This is a genomic window from Pseudooctadecabacter jejudonensis, assembly GCF_900172275.1.
Classification (GTDB): Bacteria; Pseudomonadota; Alphaproteobacteria; order Rhodobacterales; family Rhodobacteraceae; genus Octadecabacter; species Octadecabacter jejudonensis.
This window is the reverse complement of record NZ_FWFT01000001.1, coordinates 959,754-982,170: the sequence shown is the minus strand read 5'-3', so window position 1 is coordinate 982,170 and position 22,417 is coordinate 959,754. Positions and strand designations below refer to the sequence as shown.

The window sequence follows — 22,417 nt, the reverse complement described above, 5'->3', positions numbered from 1 at the left end:
GCGCGTAAAGTTGGGGGCGGTGTATCACTGGCTTGCGGCCATCACAAACCCAATTGTGGCGGCGATGATCAGGCCGATGATCACGGCGATGGTGATCTTGATGGCGGAATAGGGGCGTTCGCCCTGCACGCGTCCCGTGCGGCCGTTGACCACAAAGCGGTAGGTCTTGCCGCGGTATTTGTAAGCAGCAAGCCAGACGGGCAGCAGCACGTGTTTGAACGTCAACGTGCCGAGCTGGGTATCGACGGAGTTGACCCGTTGATCATCGCCACCGATGTCGAATTTGACATCGCGGTGGATGATGCGGTCCATGTAGGCGCGGGCCTCGACGAAGGCATCTTCAAGTTCGACCTGATAGCCTTCGGCGCGAAAGCCAGCGAGGTATTGCGGCTGATAGGGTTCCATTTCCGAAAGATCCCAAGGTTCCAACGCGTCGGTGTAGGATTTGGGCAGAGATTTGGAACCGAGCACCAGCACATCGTCAAAGAACCGCGCCACGCGGCCTGATGCTGGCCGCCAGCGGGTTTTGCGCACGCGGACTTGTTTGAGTTTGCCGTCGCGCACAACAGTGCGGGTTTCGTAGTAATGGGTGCCGCGCGATCCGGTGTATTGGCTTTTGGTGTCGGCGTCGAACGTCCAGTAGGGGACATAGATGCCCGACATGGCGCGGCCCTTGCGGGCGTAATCCTGCAGGCCGTTTGGCGCAAACCACAGGCTGCCGAGCCAGTCTGTCATCTCGGCGCGCGCGCGGCCTTCGTCCAGCGCAAAGGGCAGTAGACCTTTGGGTTTAATGTGGCGGTGGGTGCCTGTGTCGGTAACCACGGGGGTCGCACAAAAAGGGCATTCGGTCGCGTGCAGATCCGCGTCGAATTCCACTTGTGCGCCGCAGTTGGGGCAGGCGCTGACGCGGGTTTCCTCGATCTCTTCTGCGGCCAGATCGCCCGAGACCGCGCGGCGGAAATCAAGCTCTCTCAATGCACCGCCGCGCCAAGGATCCTCGGATACCGCGTGGGTGTTGCCGCAATGCTCACAGATCAGGCGGTTTTCGCCGGGATCAAACCGCATGTCGGCCCCGCAGGCATCACAGGGGAAGCGGTGGTCGTCTGTGGTTGGGGCGGGATCAGTCGTCGTGTCAGTCATGCCCTATAGATAGCGGTGAAAGATGCGGGGCGCCATGATGCGAAGGGCATTGTCACGCAATTTCAGGTGACGCCAGATGTGAAAGCCCGCGTGGAAGGCCACGACAGCGGCCAGCGCGTAGAATTGATAGGTGTGCACGAGCCCGATCCAGTGGTGGGCGGCGGGTTTGTTGAGGGGGACGCCAATAGGGATAATCCCGCCAGCTTTCATCTGAAACGAGGCTGTCAGCCCAAGCAGCAAGCCGCCGAAGGCCACAAGGAACAGCCCCCAGACAAGGGTGAGGTGCAGCGGGCGAAAGAGGCGGCGCGGCCAGCCTTGCAGTTTGGGGCCGGGGCGGCTGAGAAGGCCCGCGCGCAGCATCCAGGCCGTCCAGATCAGGGCCAGAGTGACGAAGATCAGCCCCATCATCGAATGGAATTGAAATACCCGTGGCCCCATGCGGCGCAGGGCGTCGGGATCCGCGAAGATGAACCAGACAAAGAAGGGGATGATGCCCCAATGGAGGGCCTTGAGGGCGGTGCGGCGGGTGGGGATTAAGTGGCGCATATGAGAGTAACGCGAAAGCGGGGCCTAGAGTTTCACAACAGCCCGTGAAAGGCTCGCGGTGTGATCAGCCGCAGGGCGTTGTCATAGAGGGCCGTGTGGCGCCAGAAGTGGAACAGCCCGTGCAGGGCGCCAAGGCCCAAGAGCACGAGAAGGGATGTCCACGCGGGGCCGGGCGCGATGAGGGCTGTCAATTCACCTGCGTTGAGGACCGCTGATATGGCGAGCGCCAGATAAAGCGCGCGGTGCATCCAAGGGTAGGCCGCGCGCGTGGCAGGCCCCAGTTTCGGGCCTGGTTTGCCGATGAGCCCTTTGACCATCGCAATCGCAACCCAGAGGGCGGTTGCGATGACAAAAGCCCAGCGCACCCAATCAGCGGAAGTGCCGCCTTTAACCATGGCAAGTATCAGCATGAAAATGGTCCAGTGCAGGACAATGTGCAGGCGGCGGCGTGTCATGATGATGAAGTAGGTGGCGCGGGTGTCAGAGCAAGGGACGACCTACGGTCGGCGCATGCTGCGGGCGGGGGGGCGCGCTGCGCGCGCCGGGTGATGGGAGGTTTTGCCCCCGGGGGGTCTGGGGGCGCTGCCCCCAGAGATGACGAGGGCGCTGCCCCCAGAGATATAGGGGGGCGCTGCCCCCTCTTGGCTTCGCCAATTCACCCCCGAGGTATTTTTGACCCAAAGAAACAGGTCCTTTTCTGTGTCCTCGGCGACCGTTTTTGGGGTGAGAGGTTGGGCGTCCCAAGCCAGTCGGTTCGGACGTCAAGGCGGGACAAGGAGGGCGGATTTTTGGTGAAGGTGGCGATAAGTTCGCGTCTGAGTTCGGTGAAATCAGCGTCGATCTCACGCAGATCGCTGCTTTCCACTCAGGTGGTGTTCATCTGCTGAGTGGAAAGAGATGTCGGAAGTGTCGCCCTGTTATGCTGGTGGCGGGGGTGGGGGCATGACGGTGAAGAGCTGCGCCAGCTCATCGACCTCATCTGCGGTTTTCCAACCGTCTTGGCCGGGCGTCCAGACATGGGTGTCGCGGCTGAGGCTGCCGTCGGCGGCCATTTTGCCCATGTCTGCCTTGGAAAACGGGCCTTTGGTTTGGCCGCTTTCGGCGATGTGCCAGACGTGTTCGACCGGTGGGGGCGGGGGGGCCATGGGCGCGGCAGCCGTTGGGGCGCTGCCCCACGGGTTGGCCATCTGTTGTGCCATGGCCATGCCCATGCCGGCCCCGAGGCCAGCACCCATAGCGCCTGAGGCTTCGCCACCTTTGCGCAATGCCTCGGCGGCGGCGTATTTCATGTGGGCGTCCAGATCGCCGGTCAGCCCGCGTGAGGTGCGGGTGTCCAAGGCGGCCTCTACCGCGGGGGGGAGCGAGATGTTTTCGATATAGAATTCAGGGATCGTGATGCCGTATGCGGCCACGGTATCGGCAATGGCGCCTGCGACCAGCTTGCCCAGATCCCGTGTATTCGCAGCCATGTCGAGGACCGGAATGCCTGAGGCCGCAATCACGCGGCTGAATTCCTGCACGATGATGTTGCGGACCTGAAAGCTGATCTCATCCATTGTGAATTCGCCGTCGGTGCCGACGATTTCAGTAAGGAACAGCCGCGGATCAGTGACCTTGACCGTGTAGGTGCCAAAGGCGCGGATGCGGGTGGGACCGAATTCGGGATCGCGCAGCATGATGGGGTTTTTGGTGCCCCATTTGAGGTCGGTGAAGCGCGTGGTGTTGACGTAGTAAATCTCGGACTTGAAGGGGGATTTGAACCCGTGATCCCAATGTTGCAACGTCGTCATAATCGGCATGTTGTTGGTTTCCAACATGTACAGACCCGGCGTGAAGACATCGGCCAGCTGGCCCTCGTGCACGAATACTGCTGCCTGACCCTCGCGCACGGTCAGCTTTGCGCCGTATTTGATTTCATGGCCTTCGCGTTCGAACCGCCAGACCATGGTGTCGCGGGTGTCGTCTGTCCAGTGGATGACGTCGATAAATTGGCCGGAGAGAAAATCCAAGATCCCCATGGGGTCCTCCTTTGGTGGGTCAGTCGTGCGGGGGGCTAGCTTGGCCCCGTGTTCATCAATTCAGTGGCGATGGTGCGGGCGATGGGGGCCGCTTCGGCGGCGGTCATGCCGGTTTGCAGGCGCCTGTCGTAGAGCATTTGAAGCAGTAGCTCATCATGGGTGGTGAGCAGGGCGAATTCTTCGTCATCGTTGAAGATGGAGGGCCGTGCCCGCGGGCTGTCGTTGGCCAGCCCCAGTCCTTGGGCGAGTTCTTCGTGCACGCAGGCCAGCCGCATCAGATCAGGGTGTTCGCCGCGAATAAGCGCAACGGCCTGGCTGTAGTTGGGGCTGCCATCGACGGAAAACGCAAGCACAAGACAAAGCGTATCGCGGGGCACATCAAGGAAGGCCCGCAGAGAGGTTTCATCAATGCCCGGCACAAGGGCGCGCAGACGGGGGCCGTAGTCCAGACGGTCGTCTTCGTTCAGCACGAGCACGTGGAAATTGGGGTTGGCGGCGCCCACGGACATCGGGTGGCCTGTGACACGTTCCAGCCGGTTCACATAGCTGGTGATGGAATTGGCATCACGGGTGCGTTGATCGTCGGGCACTGTGGCCCCGTGTTCGATGGTGAACCGGATGGGCTGTTCCCAGCGGCGCAGGCGGCTGATCGTTGGCCGGGCCTCTAGCCCTGTGGGGGTGGCGACAAATTCATCGAACAAGGCGATGCGCACGAAATTGCGCCCAAGAACCGTGTCGGTGAAGGCCGTGTCAGGCCCGCCCCCATCGGTGCGCAGCAGCCCGCGCGCGACCAGATCGTTTTGCACCCGCTGATAATGGACCGACAAGGCGCGGCTGGCGTCAGATCTTTGTGCGTTGCTGGCGACCACAGGCGGCGGTGGGGGCGGTGCGACCTCTGGCCGGGCCTGCGGCACCGGAGAGGTCGCCGTTTGTGGGATGAGGTCACAGGCGGCAAGGGACAGCAGGGCCCAAAGGCCCAGTGCCTTGGACAACCGAAGGGTCCCCGAAATGCCGCCTGTGTGGTCCAAAAGGTCTTACGCCCCTGTGGCCGTGCCGATGGCATCACCGGTGCCCGTGCTGCGGGCTTTGGCGGCGGCGAGGGTGGTTTTCAGCTCAGCCTCCATCGTTTGCAGCTCTTGCTCGGCCTCGGCGCGCTTGGCCTTGCCTTCGTCAGCGATCTGAAGGCTTTCTTCGATCGTGCCGATCAGATCGGCATTGGCCTTTTTGATCGCTTCGATGTCGAAGACGCCGCGTTCCATTTCAGTGCGGATGACCTTGTTGGCGTTACGCAGGTTTTCGGCGTTGGCCATCAACAACTCATTCGTAAGGTCATTGGCGTCGCGCACGGCCTCTGCCGCCTCGGCGGAGCGTTGGATGGTGACGGCCTGCGCCAGCTGCGTTTCCCACAAGGGCACGGTGTTGATCAGGGTGGAGTTGATCTTGGTCACCAGTGATTTGTCGTTTTCCTGCACCAAACGGATGGAGGGCAGGGACTGCATCGTGACCTGACGGGTCAGTTTCAGGTCATGCACGCGGCGTTCCAGATCGTCACGGGCGGCGCGCAGATCACGCAATTCTTGCGCTTTCATCACGCCTTGATCCTCAGGCGCTGCGGCGACTTCGGCCTCTTTGGCGGGGATGACGGTGGAGTCCATCTCGGCCAGCTTGGCCTCACCTGCGGCGATATAAAGGCCCAGCTCATCATAAAAATCGAGGGTCTTTTCATAAAGAACATCAAGGCTTTCGATGTCTTTTAGCAGCACATGTTCATGCTTGAGAAGATCATCGGTGACCTTGTCAATCTGGCCCTGCACCGTCTCAAAGCGGGCGGCGAATTTGGCCGCAGGGGCCGCACGGCCCAGCAGCTTTTCCCACCACGACCGTTTGCGACGCACGTCCAATTCGCTGACGTTAAAGCCGCGAATGGTTGTCACGATCTGGCGCAGGCTGTCGCCCGCGGGCCCCACGTCCTTGTTGCGCACGCCCTGCAGCATGGATTGAGAGATTTCCTGCAATTCCGCCTGCGCGGCTGACCCGAACGAGATGATGGAATTGGTGTCTTCCATGTTCAATTCCGCGATCCGTTTGGTGATTTCGGCGCTGGTGGGCGCATCGGCGGCCTCAAGCGTGACCAGTTCGCCCTTGGGTTCGGCCAGCACAACGGCGGTGACCTTTTCAACCTCGGCCAGCTGGGTTTGCGCGGCTTGCATGTTTTTTGCGACTGTATCTGACATAATGTCCCCTTCGTTTGGCCTGTCTTACAGGCCTTCTCGTTGCAGTCTGTCCCGCAACACTTTGATTTCAATATCCATGTCGCTTCGGTCATCGAGCAACAATTTTTCGGTGCGGGCGGCGAAGTTCTGCTCAAGATCGGCCAACAAGGCCTCAAAATCAGCGCGCGCGCCCGCGTCCCGCTGACGTTTGTAAAGATCGGCAAACTTGGCGGCGGCATCCCGCGCGCCCATCAGGTAGACCCCCAGAAATTTGCGTGCGCCGGTCAGATCGCGCGGGTCTTCTTCGACCGTGCGGATCATCTTGCGGGCAGCGGCCTGAAACTGGTCCACGCGGGCGGTCAGGTCACGGTCGTTGATGCGGGCGACGTGATCGCGCATGGAGGTAAGATGCGCCTCGGCCTCATCCACAACCTTGGCGACACGGTCTTGTTGAAAGGTGTCGATCCCCTCCATGCGTTTGTCGCGCAGCGGATCCATGCCGAACGACGTCAGATGCAGTGCGCCTGCGACCACGCCGTAGATCACCGCCGCCACAACCGATCCGTCATTCATAAGCGACGCCAAAGTGATCCCCGCGCCCGTCAGGACCGACCCGAAGGCTTTGCGCGGAATGGCCGGACGCCGCGCCACCTTGCGCGCATCATAGGCCGCCTGGGCGCGAATGCCGTCCCGCGTCAGCCATGCCGCGAAAACCAGCAACACCGCCCCGCCAAGGCCCATCGCCAAACCAACTGCCCCCTCATTCAGAGACAAAAACGCCAACAACAGCCCAGGCAAAAACAGGATGTTGGCCTTGGCGCCCGCGGCATCGGGCGTGCGGGCAGGGGCAACCGGGGCAGATGCGTTCGCAGACGCGCCCGACGTCGCATTGGGGCTGAATTTACCACCAAACTTCTGGGCCATGCGCTACAGCCCCTCCAGCCAGCCGGTGACAACGCCCAGCATCAAAAGCAGCAAAAGGATATAGGTCAGGGTTTGCATGGATTTCGGCAAATTCGGGTCCTCAGCGTGGGTCAACGCGGTTCGCCACGCGCGGCGAACGGCGGTGATCACAGCGATCACAGCGGCCAGAACGGCCAAAAAGATGATAAAACGGGCCATTGCGCAGGGCATCCGCTGTTTCAGATGCTCTCATACGTAAGCCAAGGGCCGGCCGGTTTTTAGGGGCCACAGCCGTCAAAGCGGTCAAAACCGCCATGAAACAGGCAAAATATCCCACACTTTCGGCCATTTGGTCCCCATCTTCGGCTCAAAACACCATGCAAGACCTGTCAAGGCGGGGCAAGGGTCATCTGGGCGGCGTTTTCCCCGTAGGTTTGCCAGCGCGGGTCGGACGCTTGCCCTTGGGAGGCGCTTTGCGGGTGCGTTGCGGCTTGGGACGCTCACGCAGGCCCATCTGGTCTTTGACGATGCGCTGCTTGACCTCTTCCACGTCCCCGGCCTTCAGATTGCCCAGCTGAAATGGCCCGTACGAAATGCGGATGAGGCGGTTCACGATGACGCCTGACGCTTCCATCACGCGGCGGATCTCGCGGTTTTTGCCTTCGCGCAGGCCAACGGTCAGCCAGGCATTGGCCCCCTGTTGGCGGTCAAATGTGACCTCCATCGGGGCGTAACGGACCCCGTCCACCTCGATGCCTTTGCGCAAGACATCAAGCTTGGCCTCGCTCAGGCTGCCCTTGATGCGCACACGGTAGCGCCGCAGCCAGCCTGTGGCGGGCAGCTCCATCTTGCGTTTGAGGTCGCCATCGTTGACCAGAACCAACAGGCCCTCGGAATTCAGATCAAGCCGCCCCACAGACATCACCCGCGGCATGTCATTGGGCAGCGCGTCAAACACCGTCTCACGGCCCTGATCATCCCGTTCGGTTGTGACCAAACCTGCGGGCTTGTGATACAACCACATGCGCGGCGGCTCAGGCGTGGCCAAGGGGGCGCCATCCAGTAAGATCCGGTCCTTTGGGGTCACATTCAACGCAGGCGTCAGCACGGTCTTGCCGTTCACGCTCACGCGGCCCGCCTCGACGATCTTTTCGGCCTCGCGGCGGCTGGCCACGCCTGCGCGGGCCAGAACCTTGGCGATCCGGTCGCCCGGCGGTGTTTTTTCGGTCTCATCAGTCATGTATGCCGCCTAAGCCTTGCGCGCGCGGCTTGCAATGGGCATCCAATCGCGCGCGCCCTCGCTTCTTTGGGTCAAAAATACCTAAATCTCGCGCTTGCCAAACAGCGCCACGCCCGCCATGAAAACACCCATGACCTTTAAAACCCATATGGATCAGGCCCTTACAGAGGCCCGCGCCGCAGCCCTTCGCGGTGAGGTGCCGGTGGGTGCGGTGGTGGTTTCGCCCTTGGGCGAGGTCATCGCCGCGGCGGGGAATAGGACGCGGGAACTCAAGGATCCGACCGCCCATGCGGAGGTTTTGGCCATTCGGGCGGCGTGTGCAGAACTGGGCCAGGAACGGCTGACGGGGTGCGATTTGTACGTGACGTTGGAACCCTGTCCCATGTGTGCCGCTGCCATCTCAAACGCCCGAATTCAAAGGCTTTATTACGGCGCGGCCGATCCCAAATCGGGCGGCGTGGCACAGGGGCCGCGGGTGTTTTCGCATGCCCAATGTCACCACAAACCCGAGGTCTATGACGGGCTGGCAGAGGCAGAGGCGCAGGCTTTGCTTCTCGATTTTTTCGCCGCCAAACGCTGAAAATAGCGGTATGGTTTGCGTATGGCTCGCGTATGGCTGGCGTATGGCAGCTGTGCCAACCTCGGTTGGGACCAAGATGTGGCCAGGACAGAAAAAGGACCAACGATGGACTGGTTTGAACACTTCGACGGCTACTGCGAACGCACCGATTTCACCTATTGGTCGGAGCCGCTGAACGCGCTGACCAATGCGTCATTCATCATCGCGGCCATTTTGATGTGGACCCGCGTGTCACATCTGTTTTGGGGCCGCGTTCTGTGCGTCGTTCTGTTCGCCATCGGGGTCGGCAGCTACCTGTTTCACACCCACGCCACGGCCTGGGCTGCGTTGGCGGATGTGGCCCCCATTGGCATTTTCATCCTCGTCTATTTGTTTGTGGTCAACCGGCACATGGTGGGCTGGCCGTTGTGGGCCGCACTGATTGGGACGTTGGGCTTTGCGCCCTTTGCCGCCGGTGTCACCCTTGCACTGGACCCTGTCCCCTTTTTCGGGATTTCGAACTTCTACTGGTCGGTGCCCATTTTGCTGTTGGCCTATGCCGCGATCTACCGCCGCCAGATGCCTGCCACGGCGCGTGGGTTCGTGATAGGGGCTGCGATCCTGTCGCTGTCGATCACCCTGCGCAGCCTTGATATGCCGCTGTGTGACGTCTTCCCCGTGGGCACCCATATTTTCTGGCACATCCTGAATGGGGTTATGCTGGCCTGGATGATCGAGGTTTACCGCCGCCACACGGTTGAAGCGCCCCGCCCAAACGCGTAAAGCAGCGCCAAACGTTCAAACGGAGAATCCCATGTCCATCGACACGGAAACCGCACGCCGCGTGGCCAAATTGGCCCGCATCAAGGTGGAAGAGGCTGATTTGCCTGAATTGGCTGGCGAATTCAGCGCCATTCTTGGCTTTATCGAACAGCTGAATGAGGTCGATGTGGAGGGCGTGGAGCCCATGACATCCGTAACCCCGCAGCGCCTGAAACGCCGCGACGACGTTGTGACCGACGGCGATCAGGCGGAGGCGGTTTTGAAAAACGCACCCGATGCCCGCGAAGGGTTCTTTGCCGTGCCGAAGGTGGTGGAATAATGACTGATCTGAACAAACTGACCATCGCCGCCGCACGCGATGCGCTGAAGAAGGGCGATGTGACCTCTGTTGAGTTGACCGAGGCCTGTCTGACCCAGATCGAAGGCGCGGATGCGCTGGGCGCGTTTGTGCACAAAACGCCAGAGATCGCAATGGAGCAGGCGAAGGCCGCAGACGCGCGCAAGGATGGCGGGGACCTCAACGGCATTCCGCTGGGCATCAAGGATTTGTTCTGCACCAAGGGTGTGGCGTCGCAGGCGGCGTCGGGCATTCTGGACGGGTTCAAGCCGGAATACGAATCCACCGTCACCACGCAGCTGTTCAACGACGGCGCGGTGATGTTGGGCAAGCTCAACATGGATGAATTCGCCATGGGATCGTCCAATGAGACGTCTGTTTATGGCAACGCCGTGAACCCGTGGAAAGCGGGCGGTGCTGAATTGACACCGGGTGGGTCCTCCGGCGGGTCCGCCTCTGCCGTGGCGGCGGATTTGTGTCTGGGGGCCACGGGCACCGACACCGGCGGGTCCATCCGCCAGCCTGCGGCTTTTACCGGCATTACGGGCATCAAGCCCACCTATGGCCGTGTGTCGCGCTGGGGCATCGTGGCCTTCGCGTCCTCGCTTGATCAGGCGGGGCCGATGACCAAAGACGTGCGCGATGCGGCCATCATGCTGAAATCCATGTGTGGCCATGACCCAAAGGACAGCACGAGTGCTGATCTGCCTGTGCCGGATTTTGAGGCCGCGTTGACGGGCGACATTCGGGGCAAGACCATTGGCATTCCATCGGAATACCGCATGGACGGCATGCCGGCGGAGATTGAAAAGCTGTGGGAAGATGGCACGGCGATGTTGCGCGACGCAGGTGCGAAGATTGTCGATATTTCGTTGCCGCACACCAAATACGCGCTGCCGGCCTATTACGTGATTGCCCCGGCTGAGGCATCATCGAACCTGGCGCGCTATGACGGCGTGCGGTTCGGCCACCGCGCCAAACTGGACGCGGGCGATGGCATCACTGAGATGTATGAAAAGACGCGGGCCGAGGGCTTTGGTAACGAAGTGAAACGCCGCGTGATGATCGGCACCTATGTGCTGTCCGCAGGCTTTTACGATGCCTATTACAATCGTGCCCGCAAGGTCCGTGCCCTGATCAAACGCGATTTTGACGACGTGTTCGCCCAAGGGGTGGATGCGATTTTGACACCTGCCACGCCGTCCGCGGCCTTTGAACTTGGCAAAAAGTTCGATGATCCGGTGCAAATGTATCTCAACGACGTGTTCACCGTGACGGTGAATCTGGCGGGCTTGCCCGGGATTGCGGTGCCGACGGGTGTGGATGCGGCGGGGCTGCCCCTTGGTCTGCAGCTGATTGGCCGTCCGTGGGAAGAAGGCGATTTGCTGAATACTGCCTACGCGTTGGAACAGGCCGCGCAATTTGTAGCAAAACCGGGTCGCTGGTGGTAAACCGCCCAGCGACACCGGTTCAGATGACAAGATAGGCAGGCAAGCCCGTGAAAAAGACAGTGATTTTTGGAACCTTTGCATTGGTTCTGGCAGGATGTGCATCGCAGGTGCCTGACAGCGGGCAGGGCGTGGGCTTCAACGACTTTGCTGAATTTGAGCTGGACCGCGCCCGCCGTGAGGCTGAGTTGCGCGGACAGGTTGGCCCGACCGTGGCCCCTAATGGCGCAATCGTAACGCCAAACGCTTCCGGAATTGGGCCGACTGGGGGAACTGGCCCTGCCGCGACTGGCGGGGTGGATGCCTCTGATCTGGCGGCGGCGGGCATCGGCGGCGGACCTGTGGCGGCAGGCGGCGGCGCTTTGCCCGTTCAGTCAGGGTCTAATGGCGATATCTCGGACGAGCAGGATTTTGGCGCCGTGTCAGCCCGCGAAAGCATCGAGAGCGATGCCCAGCGGCGCGAACGGCAGGCGGCGGCCTATCAGTTGATCGAGGTCACGGATCTGCCGGATCGCAATGGCAACACTGGCCCCAACATCGTGCAATATGCCCTGCAAGCGCCCAACAATCTGGGCGAGTCTGTGTTCAACCGCACTGGCTTCAACGCGGCGAACCGCTTTGCCCGCAATTGCGCCAAGTACCGCACACCGGATGAGGCGCAGCGCGATTTCATCAGCCGGGGCGGCCCACAGCGCGACCGGCTGGGCCTTGACCCCGATGGGGACGGGTTCGCCTGCGGTTGGGATCCACAACCGTTCCGCACGCTGGCCTCCGGCAACTAAACCGGTATGGGCCTTTCGCCCAACTTTGGCCCGCGGCGCGATGGGGCGACGCCTGATCTGATCGTGCTGCACTATACCGCGATGCCCGATTGGACCCGCGCGCGCGACTGGCTGTGCGCCCCGGAGGCCGAGGTGTCGGCGCATTACATCATCTCCCCCCAAGGGGACGTCGTGTCTTTGGTGGACGAAGACATGCGCGCCTGGCACGCGGGGGCAGGGCGGTGGGGTGATGTCACGGACGTCAATTCACGCTCCATCGGGATTGAGCTGTCGAACGACGGCGCGTCCCCTTTTGCCGCGCCCCTGATGGACGCGCTTGAGGGGCTGATGCGGGGCATCATGGGCCGCTGGACCATCCCGCCCCACCGCGTTATCGCCCATTCCGATCTGGCGCCCGGGCGCAAGATCGACCCGGGGCCGCGATTTGATTGGGCCCGACTGGCGCGGCAAGACCTTGCCATCACCGCCGCCCCAACCGCGCCTTGCGCCGCGACCGAGGCGGCGTTCCGGCGCGATGCGGCGGCCTTTGGATATACGGCGGATGTGGCGTTTGAGGTCCTGCTGGACGCCTTCCGCCTGCGTCACCGTGCGGGCTATCTTGGCCCGCTGGATGGGACAGATTGCGCGCTGGCCGCTGATCTGGCCGCGCGCTTTGGTCTTGCGCAAATGTCCGCCACCTCGTAGGGCGAAGACGCGCGGAGGGTCGGATGACCGCCGCGGCTTGTTTTGCACGGCGTAGACGACGTTCGCTCTCATCGTTTCTTTGAAACGACTGCCGCGATCGGCGCATTCGCTTCGCGAAATGCGCCGTGGAGGAAAGTCCGGACTCCATCAGGGCACGGTGCCAGGTAACGCCTGGGCGGGGCAACCCGACGGACAGCGCCACAGAGAACAGTCAGCCGCGCACGCGCGGTCACAGGTGAAACGGTGGGGTAAGAGCCCACCACGGGGGTGGCAACACCAACGGTATGGCAAGCCCCACCGGGAGCAATGCCAAATAGGGACCGCGTGGGGGCAACCCCAGGATCGCCTTGATCCGAGCAGGTCCGGGTTGGCAGCTAGAGGGCGTCTGGCAACAGACGTCTGAGATGAATGGTCATCGAATTTGGGGTCACGGCCCCAAAGGAACAAAATCCGGCTTATAGACCCTCCGCGCACGTTTGCCCAATGGGGCAGTCGTGCGGGTGCGCAGGGCGCTTTTGCGGCCAATTTTCTGCGCCCACGGAAATCCATCCTTTGGCTGTTGACTCACGCCACAAACCCCGTAGAAGGCGGGTTCATTATGAATTCACGCGTGGCCGCGGGCTGCGCGCAATCGGAGAGAGCCTATGGCGAAGCCAACCACGATCAAGATCCGCCTGAACTCCACCGCAGGCACTGGCCACTTCTACGTGACCAAGAAAAACGCACGCACCATGACCGAAAAGATGGTGGTCCGGAAGTATGACCCCGTGGTGCGTAAGCATGTCGAATACAAAGAAGGCAAGATCAAGTAAGTCTGCCTGACTTTGAACAAGACAGCGGGTCACCCATCGGGTGGCCCGTTTTCGTTTGGGAAGGAGGGCGCGATGTTCACGATCAGACCAACAACGTCAAAAGATATTGGACAGGTCGACACCCTTTTGGCGCGGTCCTATCCGCGGCTCCTCAAGGGGGATTATCCGGCGTCTATCTTGGTGATGGCTCTGCCGCTGATCAGTCGCGCCCAGCCTGATCTGATCACGAGTGGCACCTATTATGGTGTCGAACACGCAGGCCGGCTGTTGGGGGCAGGGGGCTGGACGGTCGCCGCACCTGGGGGCGGGGCGGTGACGCGCGGCGTGGGCCACATCCGCCACGTCGCGACCGATCCAGACACCACACGGCAGGGTGTGGGACGTGCGTTGATGGATCATATCCTTGCGACTGCACAGGCCCAGGGCCTGCGCCGCATGATGTGCCTGTCCACGCGAACCGCCGAGCCCTTCTACACCGCAATGGGGTTCGAAACAGGGACAAAGGTCACTGTCCCCCTTGGACCCGGTATCGACTTTCCGGCCGTGGAAATGTCGCGCGCCTTGTGATCCCGTTTCGCTGTTTCAAAAATATGCAAAATCCGTCCCAGCCAATTTGTCTGACATGGGCAGGTGCAGGGATACCCCACCATTCAGTCCTCTCAACACAGACAACGGATCGGATGGGCGAAGCCCATCCGATCCGCCTTTTTCGTATGGCCTGACGGCAAACGAAAAAGGGCCGCCCGAAGGCGACCCCAAATGTCTCACTCCAACAGCGGCTATTCTCGATTGCCGAGGAACTGCAGCAGGAACATGAACATGTTGATGAAGTTGATATAGAGGCTCAACGATCCCATGATCGCGGATTTGTCCAACCACTCCTGATCGCCATGTGCCGCGTGGGCGACGTACTCATTCTTGATCCGCTGCGTATCGTAGGCGGTGAGGCCCGCGAAGATCAGCAGGCCAATCACGGATACGGCCCAACCCAGCGCATCAGACTGCAGCCAGATGTTGACGATGGAGGCCACGATCAGGCCGATCACGCCCATGATCAGGAAGCTGCCCCAACCGGAGATGTCACGTTTGGTGGTGTAGCCCCACAGGGACAGACCGGCGAAGGCGATCGAGGTGATCAGGAACACCTGCGCGATGGAAGTGCCTGTGAAGGCCACGAAGATCCACGAAATCGAAACGCCCATTGCAGCGGCGAACACGTAGAAAAACAGGTTCGCGCCGGCGGATGAGATGCGGTTGATCATGGCGCCAAAGGCAAAAACCATCACCAGCGGCAGGAACATCAGCACCCAGCGCAGCGGGCTGAGGTACAGTGTGGCGCCCAGATCGGTCAGGTAACGGCCGCCGCCCAATGTGTATTCGGTGGGTGTGGCGGACACGGTCATTGTGCCGATGGCCCAGGCGGCCAAAAATGTCAGGAACAGGCCGCCGGACATCAGCCCGTAGACTTTGTTCATGTGGGCGCGCAGGCCCTCGTCAATGTGTGCAGTCCGCGCGCCTGTTGCGGCGGTCATCTGCGGGTTGCGGTAGTCAGCCATGAATGAATTCCCTCCAAGGTTGATCGTGTATGGCGTGGTGTGTCATTTACACGGGCCCCAGGGCCAACCCAAGGTGGGCTGCCGGAACTCCCTTGGGGTGAATATTGTCATGTTGCCCCCGTTTTTCAAGGGAAACCGGCAAGGTGCGCCGGTTTGCCTTTGTCAAATTGTTGCGAATGTCACGGGGGCCTGCGGGAGCGCCTGTTTTATGGGCGATTTGTGGGAAAATCCCAAAACGGGCGTTGAATTTCCCGTGCGATATCAGCGGCCGAAACCCCCATGTCTGCCATCTGCCTGGACGTCAGGCGGCGCAGGGCGCGGCGTTCGTGGACGACGGCGATCATCAAGGCAATAGACCGCATACGGCCAGCGGAGGAGGGACGGGGGCGTGCGAAGGTCAGGGCGGTCATTGGTATTTCCTTTCGTGATAGTCAGTGCGGATTGCATTCGATATCTTGATGTATCGACCATCCCATGACATAATGGAAATGAATGATTGATGGATTTGGTATCAGGATTTGTGATATGGCGAGAAATCTGGATTTGACGGCCTTGCGGTCGTTCGTGGCGGTGGCCGATGCGGGCGGTGTGACGCGGGCGGCGGGGGTGCTGAACCTGACGCAATCGGCGGTGTCGATGCAGTTGAAACGGCTGGAGGAGGCCTTGGGCATCGGATTGCTGGACCGGTCCAACCGCCAGATCGCGGTGACACCGCAGGGGGAACACCTTCTCAGTTATGCGCGGCGGATGCTGGCGCTGAACGATGAGGCCCTGCATCGGCTGACGTCACAAGACTATGAGGGGGAGATCCTTTTGGGCGTGCCCCATGACATCATCTACCCTTACGTACCGCCGGTCCTGCGTGAATTTGCGCAATTGTTCCCGCGCATGCAGATCAGGCTGATGTCCGCGCCGACCCGCAGCCTGCGCGACCAATTCGCCAAGGGAGAGCTGGACGCCATCCTGACCACCGAAGAAAGCCCCGGCGAGGGGGGCGAGGCGTTGGTGACCTTGCCGTTGGTCTGGGTGGGGGCCAAGGGGGGCACTGCGTGGAAACAGCGCCCCCTTCCGGTGGCGTTTTGTTCGTCCTGTATTTTCCGGTCTGGCGTGCTGAAACGGCTGGATGACGCGGATCTGGATTGGTCGATGGTGATTGAATCGGCCGCCGACAAGGCGGTTGAGGCTGTGATCAGCGCGGATTTGGCTGTGAACGCGATCATCAAGGGATCCATGCCCGAACAGACCGACGTTCTGCCCCCTGAGGCAAACCTGCCCGATCCGGGGTCGACGCAGATCGTGCTGTATATGCAAAACAGGGACGACGCGGTGCAGAGCACGCTGCAGGACCTGATCCGTCAGTCTTATATGGCGGAATGGGCGGCGATGAGTGCGGGGATGAACGCGAGGATGAACGGAGGGCGGCGGCGGACGGCATAGGGGGCGCGACGCGGCCTGTCCGGCTCGGCCCGCTTATCCGGCCCGTTCAGCGCACCGCAATCAGGGGGTGACGACAACCTTGCCGGTGCTTTTGCGGCTGCGCAACAGATCCAACGCATCGGCGGCCTGATCCAGCGGCAGAACATGGCTGACATGTGGTTTCAGGCGGCCTTCGGCATACCAATCGAGCAATTCGCCCATGCTGTCGGTCAGGGCCGCGGGGTTGAACTGAAGATAGCCGCCCCAATAGAACCCGATCAGGTCGATGTTTTTGACCAACAGATGATTGGGGCGCACCTGCGGAAGATCGCCGCTGGCAAAGCCGATGACGATGATCCGGCCCTCGCGGTTGGTCGCACGGGAGGCGGCGGTGAAGGCGTCCCCGCCTACAGGATCATAGACCACATCGGCCCCCCCGAGGGCGCGGACCTCAGCCGTGATGTCGGCGCTGGCGTCCAGCACATGATCAGCCCCTGCGGCGCGGGCGATATCGAGCTTGGCGGCCCCGCGCGCCACGGCAATGACCCGCGCGCCCATGGCTTTGCCGATTTCAACGGCGGTCAGTCCCACACCCCCCGCAGCGCCCAGCACCAACAACGTCTCCCCTTCCTGAAGCCGCGCCCGCCGCGTCAGCGCCAGATGGGACGTGCCATAGGCCACCTGAAACCCCGCCGCCTGCGCCGCGGACATGGCATCGGGCACCACACGGCAAAGGGCTGCGGGAAATGTGCCGACCTCGGCCAGGCCGCCCTGGCCGCCGAACACGGCCACCCGCGCCCCGAGGGGCGGGGTTGTGACGCCGTCGCCGTGGCCGATGACTTTGCCGCACACCTCCATTCCCAGTGTAAAGGGCGGGGTGGGGGTGTCTTGGTAGGTGCCCTTTGCCATCAACAGATCGGCGAAGTTCAGACCGCAGGCCTCAACCTCAAGCAGCACATCGCCGGGGCCGGGGGTTGGGGCCTCAATCTGTGTCAGGGTGGGGGCTTGGGCGTGGTCTGTGACCGTAAAGGCGCGCATTTGGCAGGGCTTTCTGGGCAAGGGGCGACAAGGAGAAAATATGGGTGGCCATAGCAGGGGGGCATTTGAATTGGCAAGGTCATCGCAGGTTTGCCGCCGCGTCGGATGCACAAATTTTCGCCGCTCCAAATGACGCAAAGGTGTTTTGGACCTGCACTTTAGGACAGGACCCGTCCTACAACCCTTGCGTGTCGCTGGAGCGCGCGGAATACCAATCGCCGATAGCGCCCGTTGTCGACCCCTTCACTCAGGGTCAGACAGGCAACGTGCGAGGACAGCAGATTTGGGAACACTTATGAAACACGCAGTAGATGTACATGTTGGCAAACGCATTCGCCATCGCCGTTGGGTCAGCGGAACCACGCAACAACAGCTCGCTGAGCAGGTTGGCATCAAATTCCAACAGATCCAGAAATATGAGACGGGGATGAACCGCGTCAGCGCGTCCCGTTTGTGGGATATCGCCCATGCGCTGAACGTGGATATCGCGTTCTTCTTTGAAGGTCTGAACGAAGACAGCATGCCTGCGGACCTGAACGGCATGCCCAGCGATATCATGACGGACAAAGAGGCGTTGGAGCTGCTGCGCAGCTATTATTCCATCCCTGAAGACCAGCGCCGCCGCCTGTTTGATCTGGCCCGCGTGCTGAGCGACGCTGCCTGACGGCCACGATCGCACCTTGACGTCTATGGCATCGCCCCGCTACCGCGGGGCGATGTTTCTTTGTGAGGTGCGCTGATGTCTTTGCGTGAAGTTGATCTTGATCCCACGTCTGCGGCCGAGGTGCGGGCCTGTGCCCATGCCATGGCCGATGCGGCGCGGGCGGTCATTTTGCCGCTGTTTCGGATGGGCCTTGCGTCAGACAACAAGGATGCAGACGGGTTTGATCCGGTCACGGAGGCGGACCGCGCCGCAGAGCAGGCCATGCGCGCCGTTCTGGCAGACCGCAGGCCACTGGATGGGATCTTTGGCGAAGAGTTTGGCATCTCGGACGGGACGAGTGGGTTGCAGTGGGTGCTGGACCCGATTGACGGCACCCGTGGGTTTATCAGCGGGACGCCTACGTGGGGGGTGTTGATTTCCCTGCGGGACGCGCGGGGGCCGGTTTATGGCATCATTGATCAGCCTTATATCGGGGAGCGGTTTGAGGGCGGTTTCGGGCAAGCTGACATGGTGGGGCCGCTGGGCGCGCGGGGCCTTGCGACGTCACGGGTTGAGGATCTGGCCGAGGCCACGATCCTGACGACATTTCCCGAAGTGGGGTCAGCACGGGAGGGGGCGGCGTTTCATGCGGTGGCACGAGGCTGCAAGCTAACGCGGTATGGCATGGATTGTTATGGCTACGCGCTTTTGGCGGCAGGACAGGTGGAGCTGGTGATCGAGGCAGGGCTGAGCGCCTATGACATTCAGGCGCCCATCAGCGTGGTTCAGGCCGCAGGCGGGATCGTGACCAATTGGGGCGGCGGGCCAGCCCATGAGGGGGGGCAGGTCATTGCGGCGGCCAATGCCTCCATCCATGCGCAGGCCTTGGAGATTTTGGCGCGGCATTAGCGATCGGATCGGGCTGCGCCCGATCCGATCCGCGCGCGCAGAGCGCGCGGTTTTAGGTATTTTTGACCCAAAGAAGCGGGGGCTTGAGCCCGTCAATGGACGTGACGTATGATTGGTCTGTCGCGTCCTTTTTTCCGTTCTGGCGACACGTTTTTGTAGACCGAACGGGGAAGAGGAGATCGGGCGTATGGCCGAGACACTGATCCGGAACGCGGATTATATTCTGACGCAGAATGAGGCCCGCGAAGAGCTGCGTGGGGCGGATGTTTTGATCCGCGACGGGGTGATTGTTGGCGTAGGGGTGGACCTTGAGCGGGCGTATCCCGCGCAGGGCCCGCGGGGGGTGATTGACGCGCGGGGCTGTGTGGTCACACCCGGTTTGGTGAACACGCACCATCATCTGTATCAGACGCTGACGCGGGCGGTGCCCGGGGGGCAGGATGCGCTGCTCTTTGGGTGGCTGAAGACGCTTTATCCGATCTGGGCGGGGTTTGGGCCTGAGGAGATGTTTGTGTCTGCGCAGATCGGCTTGGCGGAGCTTGCGCTGTCGGGTTGTACGCTGACGTCGGATCACCTGTACCTGTATCCCAACGGGGCGCGGTTGGATGATACGATCGCAGCCGCCCAAGAGGTGGGATTGCGGTTCCATCCCACACGCGGTGCGATGAGCATTGGCGAAAGCGACGGGGGGCTTCCGCCCGACAGCCTCGTGGAACGGGAGGCCGATATTCTGGAGGATTGCATTCGCGTCATCGACGCCCATAACGACCCGTCGGAGGGGGCGATGGTGCGGGTGGGTGTGGCACCGTGTTCGCCGTTTTCCGTCAGCCGTGATCTGATGCGGGATGCGGCCGCCCTGGCGCGTGACAAAGGTGTCATGCTGCACACGCATTTGGCGGAAAACGACGAAGACATCGCCTATTCGCTGGAGACCTTTGGCTGCCGCCCCGGTCAATATGCCGAAGACCTTGGCTGGACGGGGGACGATGTGTGGCATGCCCATTGCGTCAAGCTGGATGGACGGGAGATTGACCTTTTTGCGCGAAGCAAAACCGGTGTGGCCCATTGCCCGTGTTCCAACTGTCGCCTTGGGTCCGGCATCGCACCTGTGCGCGCGATGCGCGATGCGGGGGTGCCTGTGGGGCTTGGGGTCGACGGGTCTGCGTCCAATGACGCAGGGTCGTTGATTGGTGAGGCCCGCCAGACCATGTTATTGCAGCGCGTGGCCTTGGGGGCGGATGCCATGTCAGCGCGTGAGGCGTTGGAGATTGCCACGCGCGGCGGCGCGGAGGTTTTGGGGCGCCATGATTGCGGGCAAATAGCCCCTGGAAAACGGGGCGATATTGCGATTTGGGATGTGACCGGCGTGCAATCTGCGGGATCCTGGGATCCGGCGGCCATATTGCTTGCGGGGCCCACGCAGGTGCGCGATCTTTTGGTGGAAGGCCGCCCGGTGGTGGCGGATGGCCGCGTTGTTAGCTTTGATTTAAGGGGAACCATTGTACGCCAACAGCAATTGGTCCAAGCCATGCAGAGTTAACAACAGGAGACATCATGCGTTTCATTCTTATCGCAGCCGTGGCCGCTTTGGCGGCGTGTGCTTCGCCGTCGCAACCGACGACGCCCCCCTCGACAGGCGGTGGCACGCCTGTTGCTGTGCAGCCATCGGGATCGTTCATGTCGCTTCTGAATGCGGCGCGGGCTGAAAACGGACGTGGGCCTGTCCGTGAAGACAGCCGGTTGAGCGCATCGGCGCAAGGCCATGCGCAAGACATGCAGACGCAGGATTTCTTTGGCCACACAGGATCAAACGGCAGCAGCTTTTCGGATCGTGCACGGGCGGCGGGCTATACCTGTGCGCGGGCGGAAAACATCGCCAGCGGACAGCGCACGCCCGCGCAAGTGATGGAGGCGTGGATGACTTCGTCTGGCCACCGCCGCAATATTCTTCTCAGCGATGTCACAGAATTTGGGATTGGCCGCACGGCCAACAATTGGGTGCTGGTGTTGGGACGCGGCTGTTAAGCTTGGCGTTTGACGGGCTGTCCGGCCACGTAGGTTTGGGCGATGGCGCGGTCATCGCCCATCATCAAGGTCGGGAACAGCGCCTCCCACAGATCCGCGGCGCGGGCGCTGCGCTGGGCAATCGCGGGGGTGGAGGCGAGATCGAGAACGGCGATGTCTGCAGCGGCCCCCACGGTCAGGCTGCCGATCTGACCGGACATGTGCAGGGCGCGGGCCGAGCCTTCGGTGGCCAGCCACATCAGCTGGGCCGGGTGCAGGGCATGACCGCGCAGTTGGGCGACTTCATAGGCGGCGGCCATGGTGCGCAGCATCGAAAAGGACGACCCACCACCGGTGTCGGTGGCCAGCCCGACGGTGATCTGGCGGGCCTTGAGCCCGGTCATGTCAAACAGGCCCGACCCGATGAAGGTGTTTGAGGTGGGACAATGCACCACGGCGCCGCCGACCTCTGCCAGTCTGTCGATTTCGCGTGGCTCAAGGTGGATCGCGTGGCCGTACAGGCCGCGTGCGCCCAGCAGGCCGTGGGCTTCGTAGGTATCAAGATAATCGCGCGCGGTGGGATAAAGGCCGCGCACCCAGTCGATTTCATCCAGCTGTTCGCTGAGATGCGTTTGCATCAACGTCTCAGGGTGTTCGGCCCAAAGCGCCCCCATGGCGGCCAGCTGATCCGGGGTGGAGGTGGGCGAAAAGCGCGGCGTGATTGCATAGGTGGCACGGCCCTTGCCATGGTGGGCCGCAATCAGTGTTTTGCTGTCGTCGTAGGCGGTTTGCGCGGTATCGCGCAGGTCGTCTGGGGCGTTGCGATCCATGCAGGTTTTGCCAGCCACAACGGCCATGCGGCGGGCCTCTGCCGCATCGAAAAAGGCGGTCACGCTGGCCGGATGGATGGTGCAAAAGCTGGTGAGGGTCGTGGTGCCATGGGCCAGCGCCAGATCAAGCGTGCGCGCGGAAATGTCTGCGGCATAGGCGGGGTCGGCAAAGCGCGCCTCTTCGGGGAAGGTATAGGTGTTGAGCCAGTCAATCAGCCGCTTGCCCCAGGACGCGATCATCGCCGTCTGCGGATAGTGCATATGGGCGTCGACGAAACCGGCGGTGATCAGGTGCGTGCCATGGTCGATGATCCGGGCCGTGGGGTTTTGGGCGCGCAGGGTGTCGGCGTCCCCCACGGCTGCGATTTTGCCGCCCCGGATCAGGACGCCGCCATGGGACGTCGTCTGTGCCGCGTCCGCGATTGGCGTCTGAAAGGGATCGGCCTGAAACGCCAAGGTTTGGCCAAATATCAACGTATCTTTCATGCCGACTTCCTACTGTGCGGACTTGCCGTGGACAATCGGCAAATCATTTTGAACGCTTGAGGGTATGGCG

Annotated in this window: 26 protein-coding genes and 1 other RNA gene; 14 read left to right on the top strand and 13 right to left on the bottom strand. The window is 61.7% G+C overall.

The features are described from left to right. Positions 1-24 precede the first annotated feature (24 nt). From PSJ8397_RS04710 to PSJ8397_RS04670, 9 genes are all read right to left on the bottom strand, one after another. Positions 25-1,140, bottom strand: a complete 1,116-nt coding sequence (locus tag PSJ8397_RS04710) for a TFIIB-type zinc finger domain-containing protein (protein ID WP_085863360.1) — start codon at positions 1,138-1,140, stop codon at positions 25-27. Between the two features lie 3 nt (positions 1,141-1,143). Next, entirely contained in the window at positions 1,144-1,686 is a 543-nt protein-coding gene (locus PSJ8397_RS04705; RefSeq protein WP_085863359.1) for a cytochrome b/b6 domain-containing protein, read from the bottom strand. A gap of 32 nt (positions 1,687-1,718) precedes the next feature. Further along, complete coding sequence (locus tag PSJ8397_RS04700) at positions 1,719-2,141, bottom strand: hypothetical protein (protein WP_085863358.1); 423 nt, start codon at positions 2,139-2,141, stop codon at positions 1,719-1,721. 462 nt (positions 2,142-2,603) lie between these two features. Next, positions 2,604-3,704, bottom strand: a complete 1,101-nt coding sequence (locus tag PSJ8397_RS04695) for an SPFH domain-containing protein (protein ID WP_085863357.1) — start codon at positions 3,702-3,704, stop codon at positions 2,604-2,606. A 35-nt stretch (positions 3,705-3,739) separates the two neighbouring features. After that, positions 3,740-4,696 carry a DUF2927 domain-containing protein gene (locus tag PSJ8397_RS04690; RefSeq protein ID WP_235000570.1) on the bottom strand — a complete coding sequence of 319 codons (957 nt, stop codon included), beginning with the start codon at positions 4,694-4,696 and terminating at the stop codon, positions 3,740-3,742. Positions 4,697-4,738: 42 nt separating this feature from the next. Further along, positions 4,739-5,938: a toxic anion resistance protein gene (locus PSJ8397_RS04685; RefSeq protein WP_085863356.1), complete on the bottom strand. Its 1,200-nt coding sequence runs from the start codon at positions 5,936-5,938 to the stop codon at positions 4,739-4,741. A 24-nt stretch (positions 5,939-5,962) separates the two neighbouring features. Next, positions 5,963-6,841 (bottom strand): 5-bromo-4-chloroindolyl phosphate hydrolysis family protein, encoded by an 879-nt coding sequence (locus tag PSJ8397_RS04680; protein ID WP_085863355.1) that lies wholly within the window; start codon positions 6,839-6,841, stop codon positions 5,963-5,965. Positions 6,842-6,844: 3 nt separating this feature from the next. Further along, the gene (locus PSJ8397_RS04675) at positions 6,845-7,039 is read right to left on the bottom strand and encodes a hypothetical protein (protein WP_085863354.1); all 195 of its coding nucleotides are present in this window, start codon (positions 7,037-7,039) and stop codon (positions 6,845-6,847) included. Between the two features lie 187 nt (positions 7,040-7,226). Continuing rightward, entirely contained in the window at positions 7,227-8,060 is an 834-nt protein-coding gene (locus tag PSJ8397_RS04670; protein ID WP_085863353.1) for a pseudouridine synthase, read from the bottom strand. Positions 8,061-8,190: 130 nt separating this feature from the next. On the opposite strand from PSJ8397_RS04670, the gene PSJ8397_RS04665 reads away from it, so the two are divergent. From PSJ8397_RS04665 to PSJ8397_RS04625, 9 genes are all read left to right on the top strand, one after another. Then, positions 8,191-8,640, top strand: coding sequence for a nucleoside deaminase (locus PSJ8397_RS04665; RefSeq protein ID WP_085863352.1), 450 nt, complete (start codon positions 8,191-8,193; stop codon positions 8,638-8,640). Between the two features lie 105 nt (positions 8,641-8,745). Then, complete coding sequence (locus PSJ8397_RS04660) at positions 8,746-9,402, top strand: ceramidase domain-containing protein (RefSeq protein WP_085863351.1); 657 nt, start codon at positions 8,746-8,748, stop codon at positions 9,400-9,402. Positions 9,403-9,433: 31 nt separating this feature from the next. After that, positions 9,434-9,721, top strand: coding sequence for an Asp-tRNA(Asn)/Glu-tRNA(Gln) amidotransferase subunit GatC (gene gatC, locus PSJ8397_RS04655; protein WP_085863350.1), 288 nt, complete (start codon positions 9,434-9,436; stop codon positions 9,719-9,721). Continuing rightward, entirely contained in the window at positions 9,721-11,190 is a 1,470-nt protein-coding gene (gene gatA, locus PSJ8397_RS04650; RefSeq protein ID WP_085863349.1) for an Asp-tRNA(Asn)/Glu-tRNA(Gln) amidotransferase subunit GatA, read from the top strand. Before gatC ends, gatA begins: the two co-directional genes overlap by 1 nt. Positions 11,191-11,237: 47 nt before the next feature. After that, entirely contained in the window at positions 11,238-11,969 is a 732-nt protein-coding gene (locus PSJ8397_RS04645; protein ID WP_085863348.1) for a hypothetical protein, read from the top strand. A gap of 6 nt (positions 11,970-11,975) precedes the next feature. Continuing rightward, the gene (locus PSJ8397_RS04640; protein ID WP_085863347.1) at positions 11,976-12,653 is read left to right on the top strand and encodes an N-acetylmuramoyl-L-alanine amidase; all 678 of its coding nucleotides are present in this window, start codon (positions 11,976-11,978) and stop codon (positions 12,651-12,653) included. 76 nt (positions 12,654-12,729) lie between these two features. After that, positions 12,730-13,119: RNase P RNA component class A (rnpB, locus tag PSJ8397_RS04635), an RNA gene on the top strand. Between the two features lie 178 nt (positions 13,120-13,297). After that, the gene (gene rpmG, locus PSJ8397_RS04630; RefSeq protein WP_007814563.1) at positions 13,298-13,465 is read left to right on the top strand and encodes a 50S ribosomal protein L33; all 168 of its coding nucleotides are present in this window, start codon (positions 13,298-13,300) and stop codon (positions 13,463-13,465) included. Positions 13,466-13,537: 72 nt separating this feature from the next. Then, positions 13,538-14,032 (top strand): GNAT family N-acetyltransferase, encoded by a 495-nt coding sequence (locus PSJ8397_RS04625; protein WP_085863346.1) that lies wholly within the window; start codon positions 13,538-13,540, stop codon positions 14,030-14,032. Positions 14,033-14,244: 212 nt separating this feature from the next. On the opposite strand, the gene PSJ8397_RS04620 is transcribed toward PSJ8397_RS04625, so the two are convergent. Together PSJ8397_RS04620 and PSJ8397_RS04615 are read right to left on the bottom strand one after the other, a co-directional pair. Then, a complete protein-coding gene (locus PSJ8397_RS04620) occupies positions 14,245-15,021 on the bottom strand; it encodes a Bax inhibitor-1/YccA family protein (protein ID WP_085863345.1) in 777 nt (258 codons plus the stop codon). Positions 15,022-15,227: 206 nt separating this feature from the next. Then, complete coding sequence (locus PSJ8397_RS04615; RefSeq protein WP_085863344.1) at positions 15,228-15,431, bottom strand: DUF1127 domain-containing protein; 204 nt, start codon at positions 15,429-15,431, stop codon at positions 15,228-15,230. A gap of 115 nt (positions 15,432-15,546) precedes the next feature. Between PSJ8397_RS04615 and PSJ8397_RS04610 the strand changes: the two genes are divergently transcribed. Beyond that, on the top strand, positions 15,547-16,458 hold the full coding sequence (locus PSJ8397_RS04610; protein WP_085863504.1) for a LysR family transcriptional regulator: 912 nt from the start codon (positions 15,547-15,549) through the stop codon (positions 16,456-16,458). A 60-nt stretch (positions 16,459-16,518) separates the two neighbouring features. Here PSJ8397_RS04610 and PSJ8397_RS04605 read toward each other — a convergent pair whose 3' ends face one another. Beyond that, positions 16,519-17,475 (bottom strand): NADPH:quinone oxidoreductase family protein, encoded by a 957-nt coding sequence (locus tag PSJ8397_RS04605; RefSeq protein WP_085863343.1) that lies wholly within the window; start codon positions 17,473-17,475, stop codon positions 16,519-16,521. 295 nt (positions 17,476-17,770) lie between these two features. Between PSJ8397_RS04605 and PSJ8397_RS04600 the strand changes: the two genes are divergently transcribed. From PSJ8397_RS04600 to PSJ8397_RS04585, 4 genes are all read left to right on the top strand, one after another. Beyond that, positions 17,771-18,139 (top strand): helix-turn-helix domain-containing protein, encoded by a 369-nt coding sequence (locus PSJ8397_RS04600; RefSeq protein WP_085863342.1) that lies wholly within the window; start codon positions 17,771-17,773, stop codon positions 18,137-18,139. 75 nt (positions 18,140-18,214) lie between these two features. Beyond that, a complete protein-coding gene (hisN, locus tag PSJ8397_RS04595) occupies positions 18,215-19,027 on the top strand; it encodes a histidinol-phosphatase (RefSeq protein WP_085863341.1) in 813 nt (270 codons plus the stop codon). Positions 19,028-19,214: 187 nt separating this feature from the next. Beyond that, positions 19,215-20,567 carry an 8-oxoguanine deaminase gene (locus PSJ8397_RS04590; RefSeq protein WP_085863340.1) on the top strand — a complete coding sequence of 451 codons (1,353 nt, stop codon included), beginning with the start codon at positions 19,215-19,217 and terminating at the stop codon, positions 20,565-20,567. Between the two features lie 14 nt (positions 20,568-20,581). Further along, the gene (locus PSJ8397_RS04585; RefSeq protein ID WP_085863339.1) at positions 20,582-21,052 is read left to right on the top strand and encodes a CAP domain-containing protein; all 471 of its coding nucleotides are present in this window, start codon (positions 20,582-20,584) and stop codon (positions 21,050-21,052) included. On the opposite strand, the gene guaD is transcribed toward PSJ8397_RS04585, so the two are convergent. Then, complete coding sequence (gene guaD, locus PSJ8397_RS04580) at positions 21,049-22,347, bottom strand: guanine deaminase (protein ID WP_085863338.1); 1,299 nt, start codon at positions 22,345-22,347, stop codon at positions 21,049-21,051. The two genes, PSJ8397_RS04585 and guaD, sit on opposite strands and share 4 nt — an antisense overlap. Between the last annotated feature and the right edge of the window lie 70 nt (positions 22,348-22,417).

What these genes read in the sequence shown, in the direction of transcription:
- PSJ8397_RS04710 (WP_085863360.1), bottom strand. Translation starts at nt 1,140, where the DNA reads ATGACTGACACGACGACTGATCCCGCCCCAACCACAGACGACCACCGC.
- PSJ8397_RS04705 (WP_085863359.1), bottom strand. Translation starts at nt 1,686, where the DNA reads ATGCGCCACTTAATCCCCACCCGCCGCACCGCCCTCAAGGCCCTCCAT.
- PSJ8397_RS04700 (WP_085863358.1), bottom strand. Translation starts at nt 2,141, where the DNA reads ATGACACGCCGCCGCCTGCACATTGTCCTGCACTGGACCATTTTCATG.
- PSJ8397_RS04695 (WP_085863357.1), bottom strand. Translation starts at nt 3,704, where the DNA reads ATGGGGATCTTGGATTTTCTCTCCGGCCAATTTATCGACGTCATCCAC.
- PSJ8397_RS04685 (WP_085863356.1), bottom strand. Translation starts at nt 5,938, where the DNA reads ATGTCAGATACAGTCGCAAAAAACATGCAAGCCGCGCAAACCCAGCTG.
- PSJ8397_RS04680 (WP_085863355.1), bottom strand. Translation starts at nt 6,841, where the DNA reads ATGGCCCAGAAGTTTGGTGGTAAATTCAGCCCCAATGCGACGTCGGGC.
- PSJ8397_RS04675 (WP_085863354.1), bottom strand. Translation starts at nt 7,039, where the DNA reads ATGGCCCGTTTTATCATCTTTTTGGCCGTTCTGGCCGCTGTGATCGCT.
- PSJ8397_RS04670 (WP_085863353.1), bottom strand. Translation starts at nt 8,060, where the DNA reads ATGACTGATGAGACCGAAAAAACACCGCCGGGCGACCGGATCGCCAAG.
- PSJ8397_RS04665 (WP_085863352.1), top strand. Translation starts at nt 8,191, where the DNA reads ATGACCTTTAAAACCCATATGGATCAGGCCCTTACAGAGGCCCGCGCC.
- PSJ8397_RS04660 (WP_085863351.1), top strand. Translation starts at nt 8,746, where the DNA reads ATGGACTGGTTTGAACACTTCGACGGCTACTGCGAACGCACCGATTTC.
- gatC (WP_085863350.1), top strand. Translation starts at nt 9,434, where the DNA reads ATGTCCATCGACACGGAAACCGCACGCCGCGTGGCCAAATTGGCCCGC.
- gatA (WP_085863349.1), top strand. Translation starts at nt 9,721, where the DNA reads ATGACTGATCTGAACAAACTGACCATCGCCGCCGCACGCGATGCGCTG.
- PSJ8397_RS04640 (WP_085863347.1), top strand. Translation starts at nt 11,976, where the DNA reads ATGGGCCTTTCGCCCAACTTTGGCCCGCGGCGCGATGGGGCGACGCCT.
- rpmG (WP_007814563.1), top strand. Translation starts at nt 13,298, where the DNA reads ATGGCGAAGCCAACCACGATCAAGATCCGCCTGAACTCCACCGCAGGC.
- PSJ8397_RS04625 (WP_085863346.1), top strand. Translation starts at nt 13,538, where the DNA reads ATGTTCACGATCAGACCAACAACGTCAAAAGATATTGGACAGGTCGAC.
- PSJ8397_RS04620 (WP_085863345.1), bottom strand. Translation starts at nt 15,021, where the DNA reads ATGGCTGACTACCGCAACCCGCAGATGACCGCCGCAACAGGCGCGCGG.
- PSJ8397_RS04615 (WP_085863344.1), bottom strand. Translation starts at nt 15,431, where the DNA reads ATGACCGCCCTGACCTTCGCACGCCCCCGTCCCTCCTCCGCTGGCCGT.
- PSJ8397_RS04610 (WP_085863504.1), top strand. Translation starts at nt 15,547, where the DNA reads ATGGCGAGAAATCTGGATTTGACGGCCTTGCGGTCGTTCGTGGCGGTG.
- PSJ8397_RS04605 (WP_085863343.1), bottom strand. Translation starts at nt 17,475, where the DNA reads ATGCGCGCCTTTACGGTCACAGACCACGCCCAAGCCCCCACCCTGACA.
- PSJ8397_RS04600 (WP_085863342.1), top strand. Translation starts at nt 17,771, where the DNA reads ATGAAACACGCAGTAGATGTACATGTTGGCAAACGCATTCGCCATCGC.
- hisN (WP_085863341.1), top strand. Translation starts at nt 18,215, where the DNA reads ATGTCTTTGCGTGAAGTTGATCTTGATCCCACGTCTGCGGCCGAGGTG.
- PSJ8397_RS04590 (WP_085863340.1), top strand. Translation starts at nt 19,215, where the DNA reads ATGGCCGAGACACTGATCCGGAACGCGGATTATATTCTGACGCAGAAT.
- PSJ8397_RS04585 (WP_085863339.1), top strand. Translation starts at nt 20,582, where the DNA reads ATGCGTTTCATTCTTATCGCAGCCGTGGCCGCTTTGGCGGCGTGTGCT.
- guaD (WP_085863338.1), bottom strand. Translation starts at nt 22,347, where the DNA reads ATGAAAGATACGTTGATATTTGGCCAAACCTTGGCGTTTCAGGCCGAT.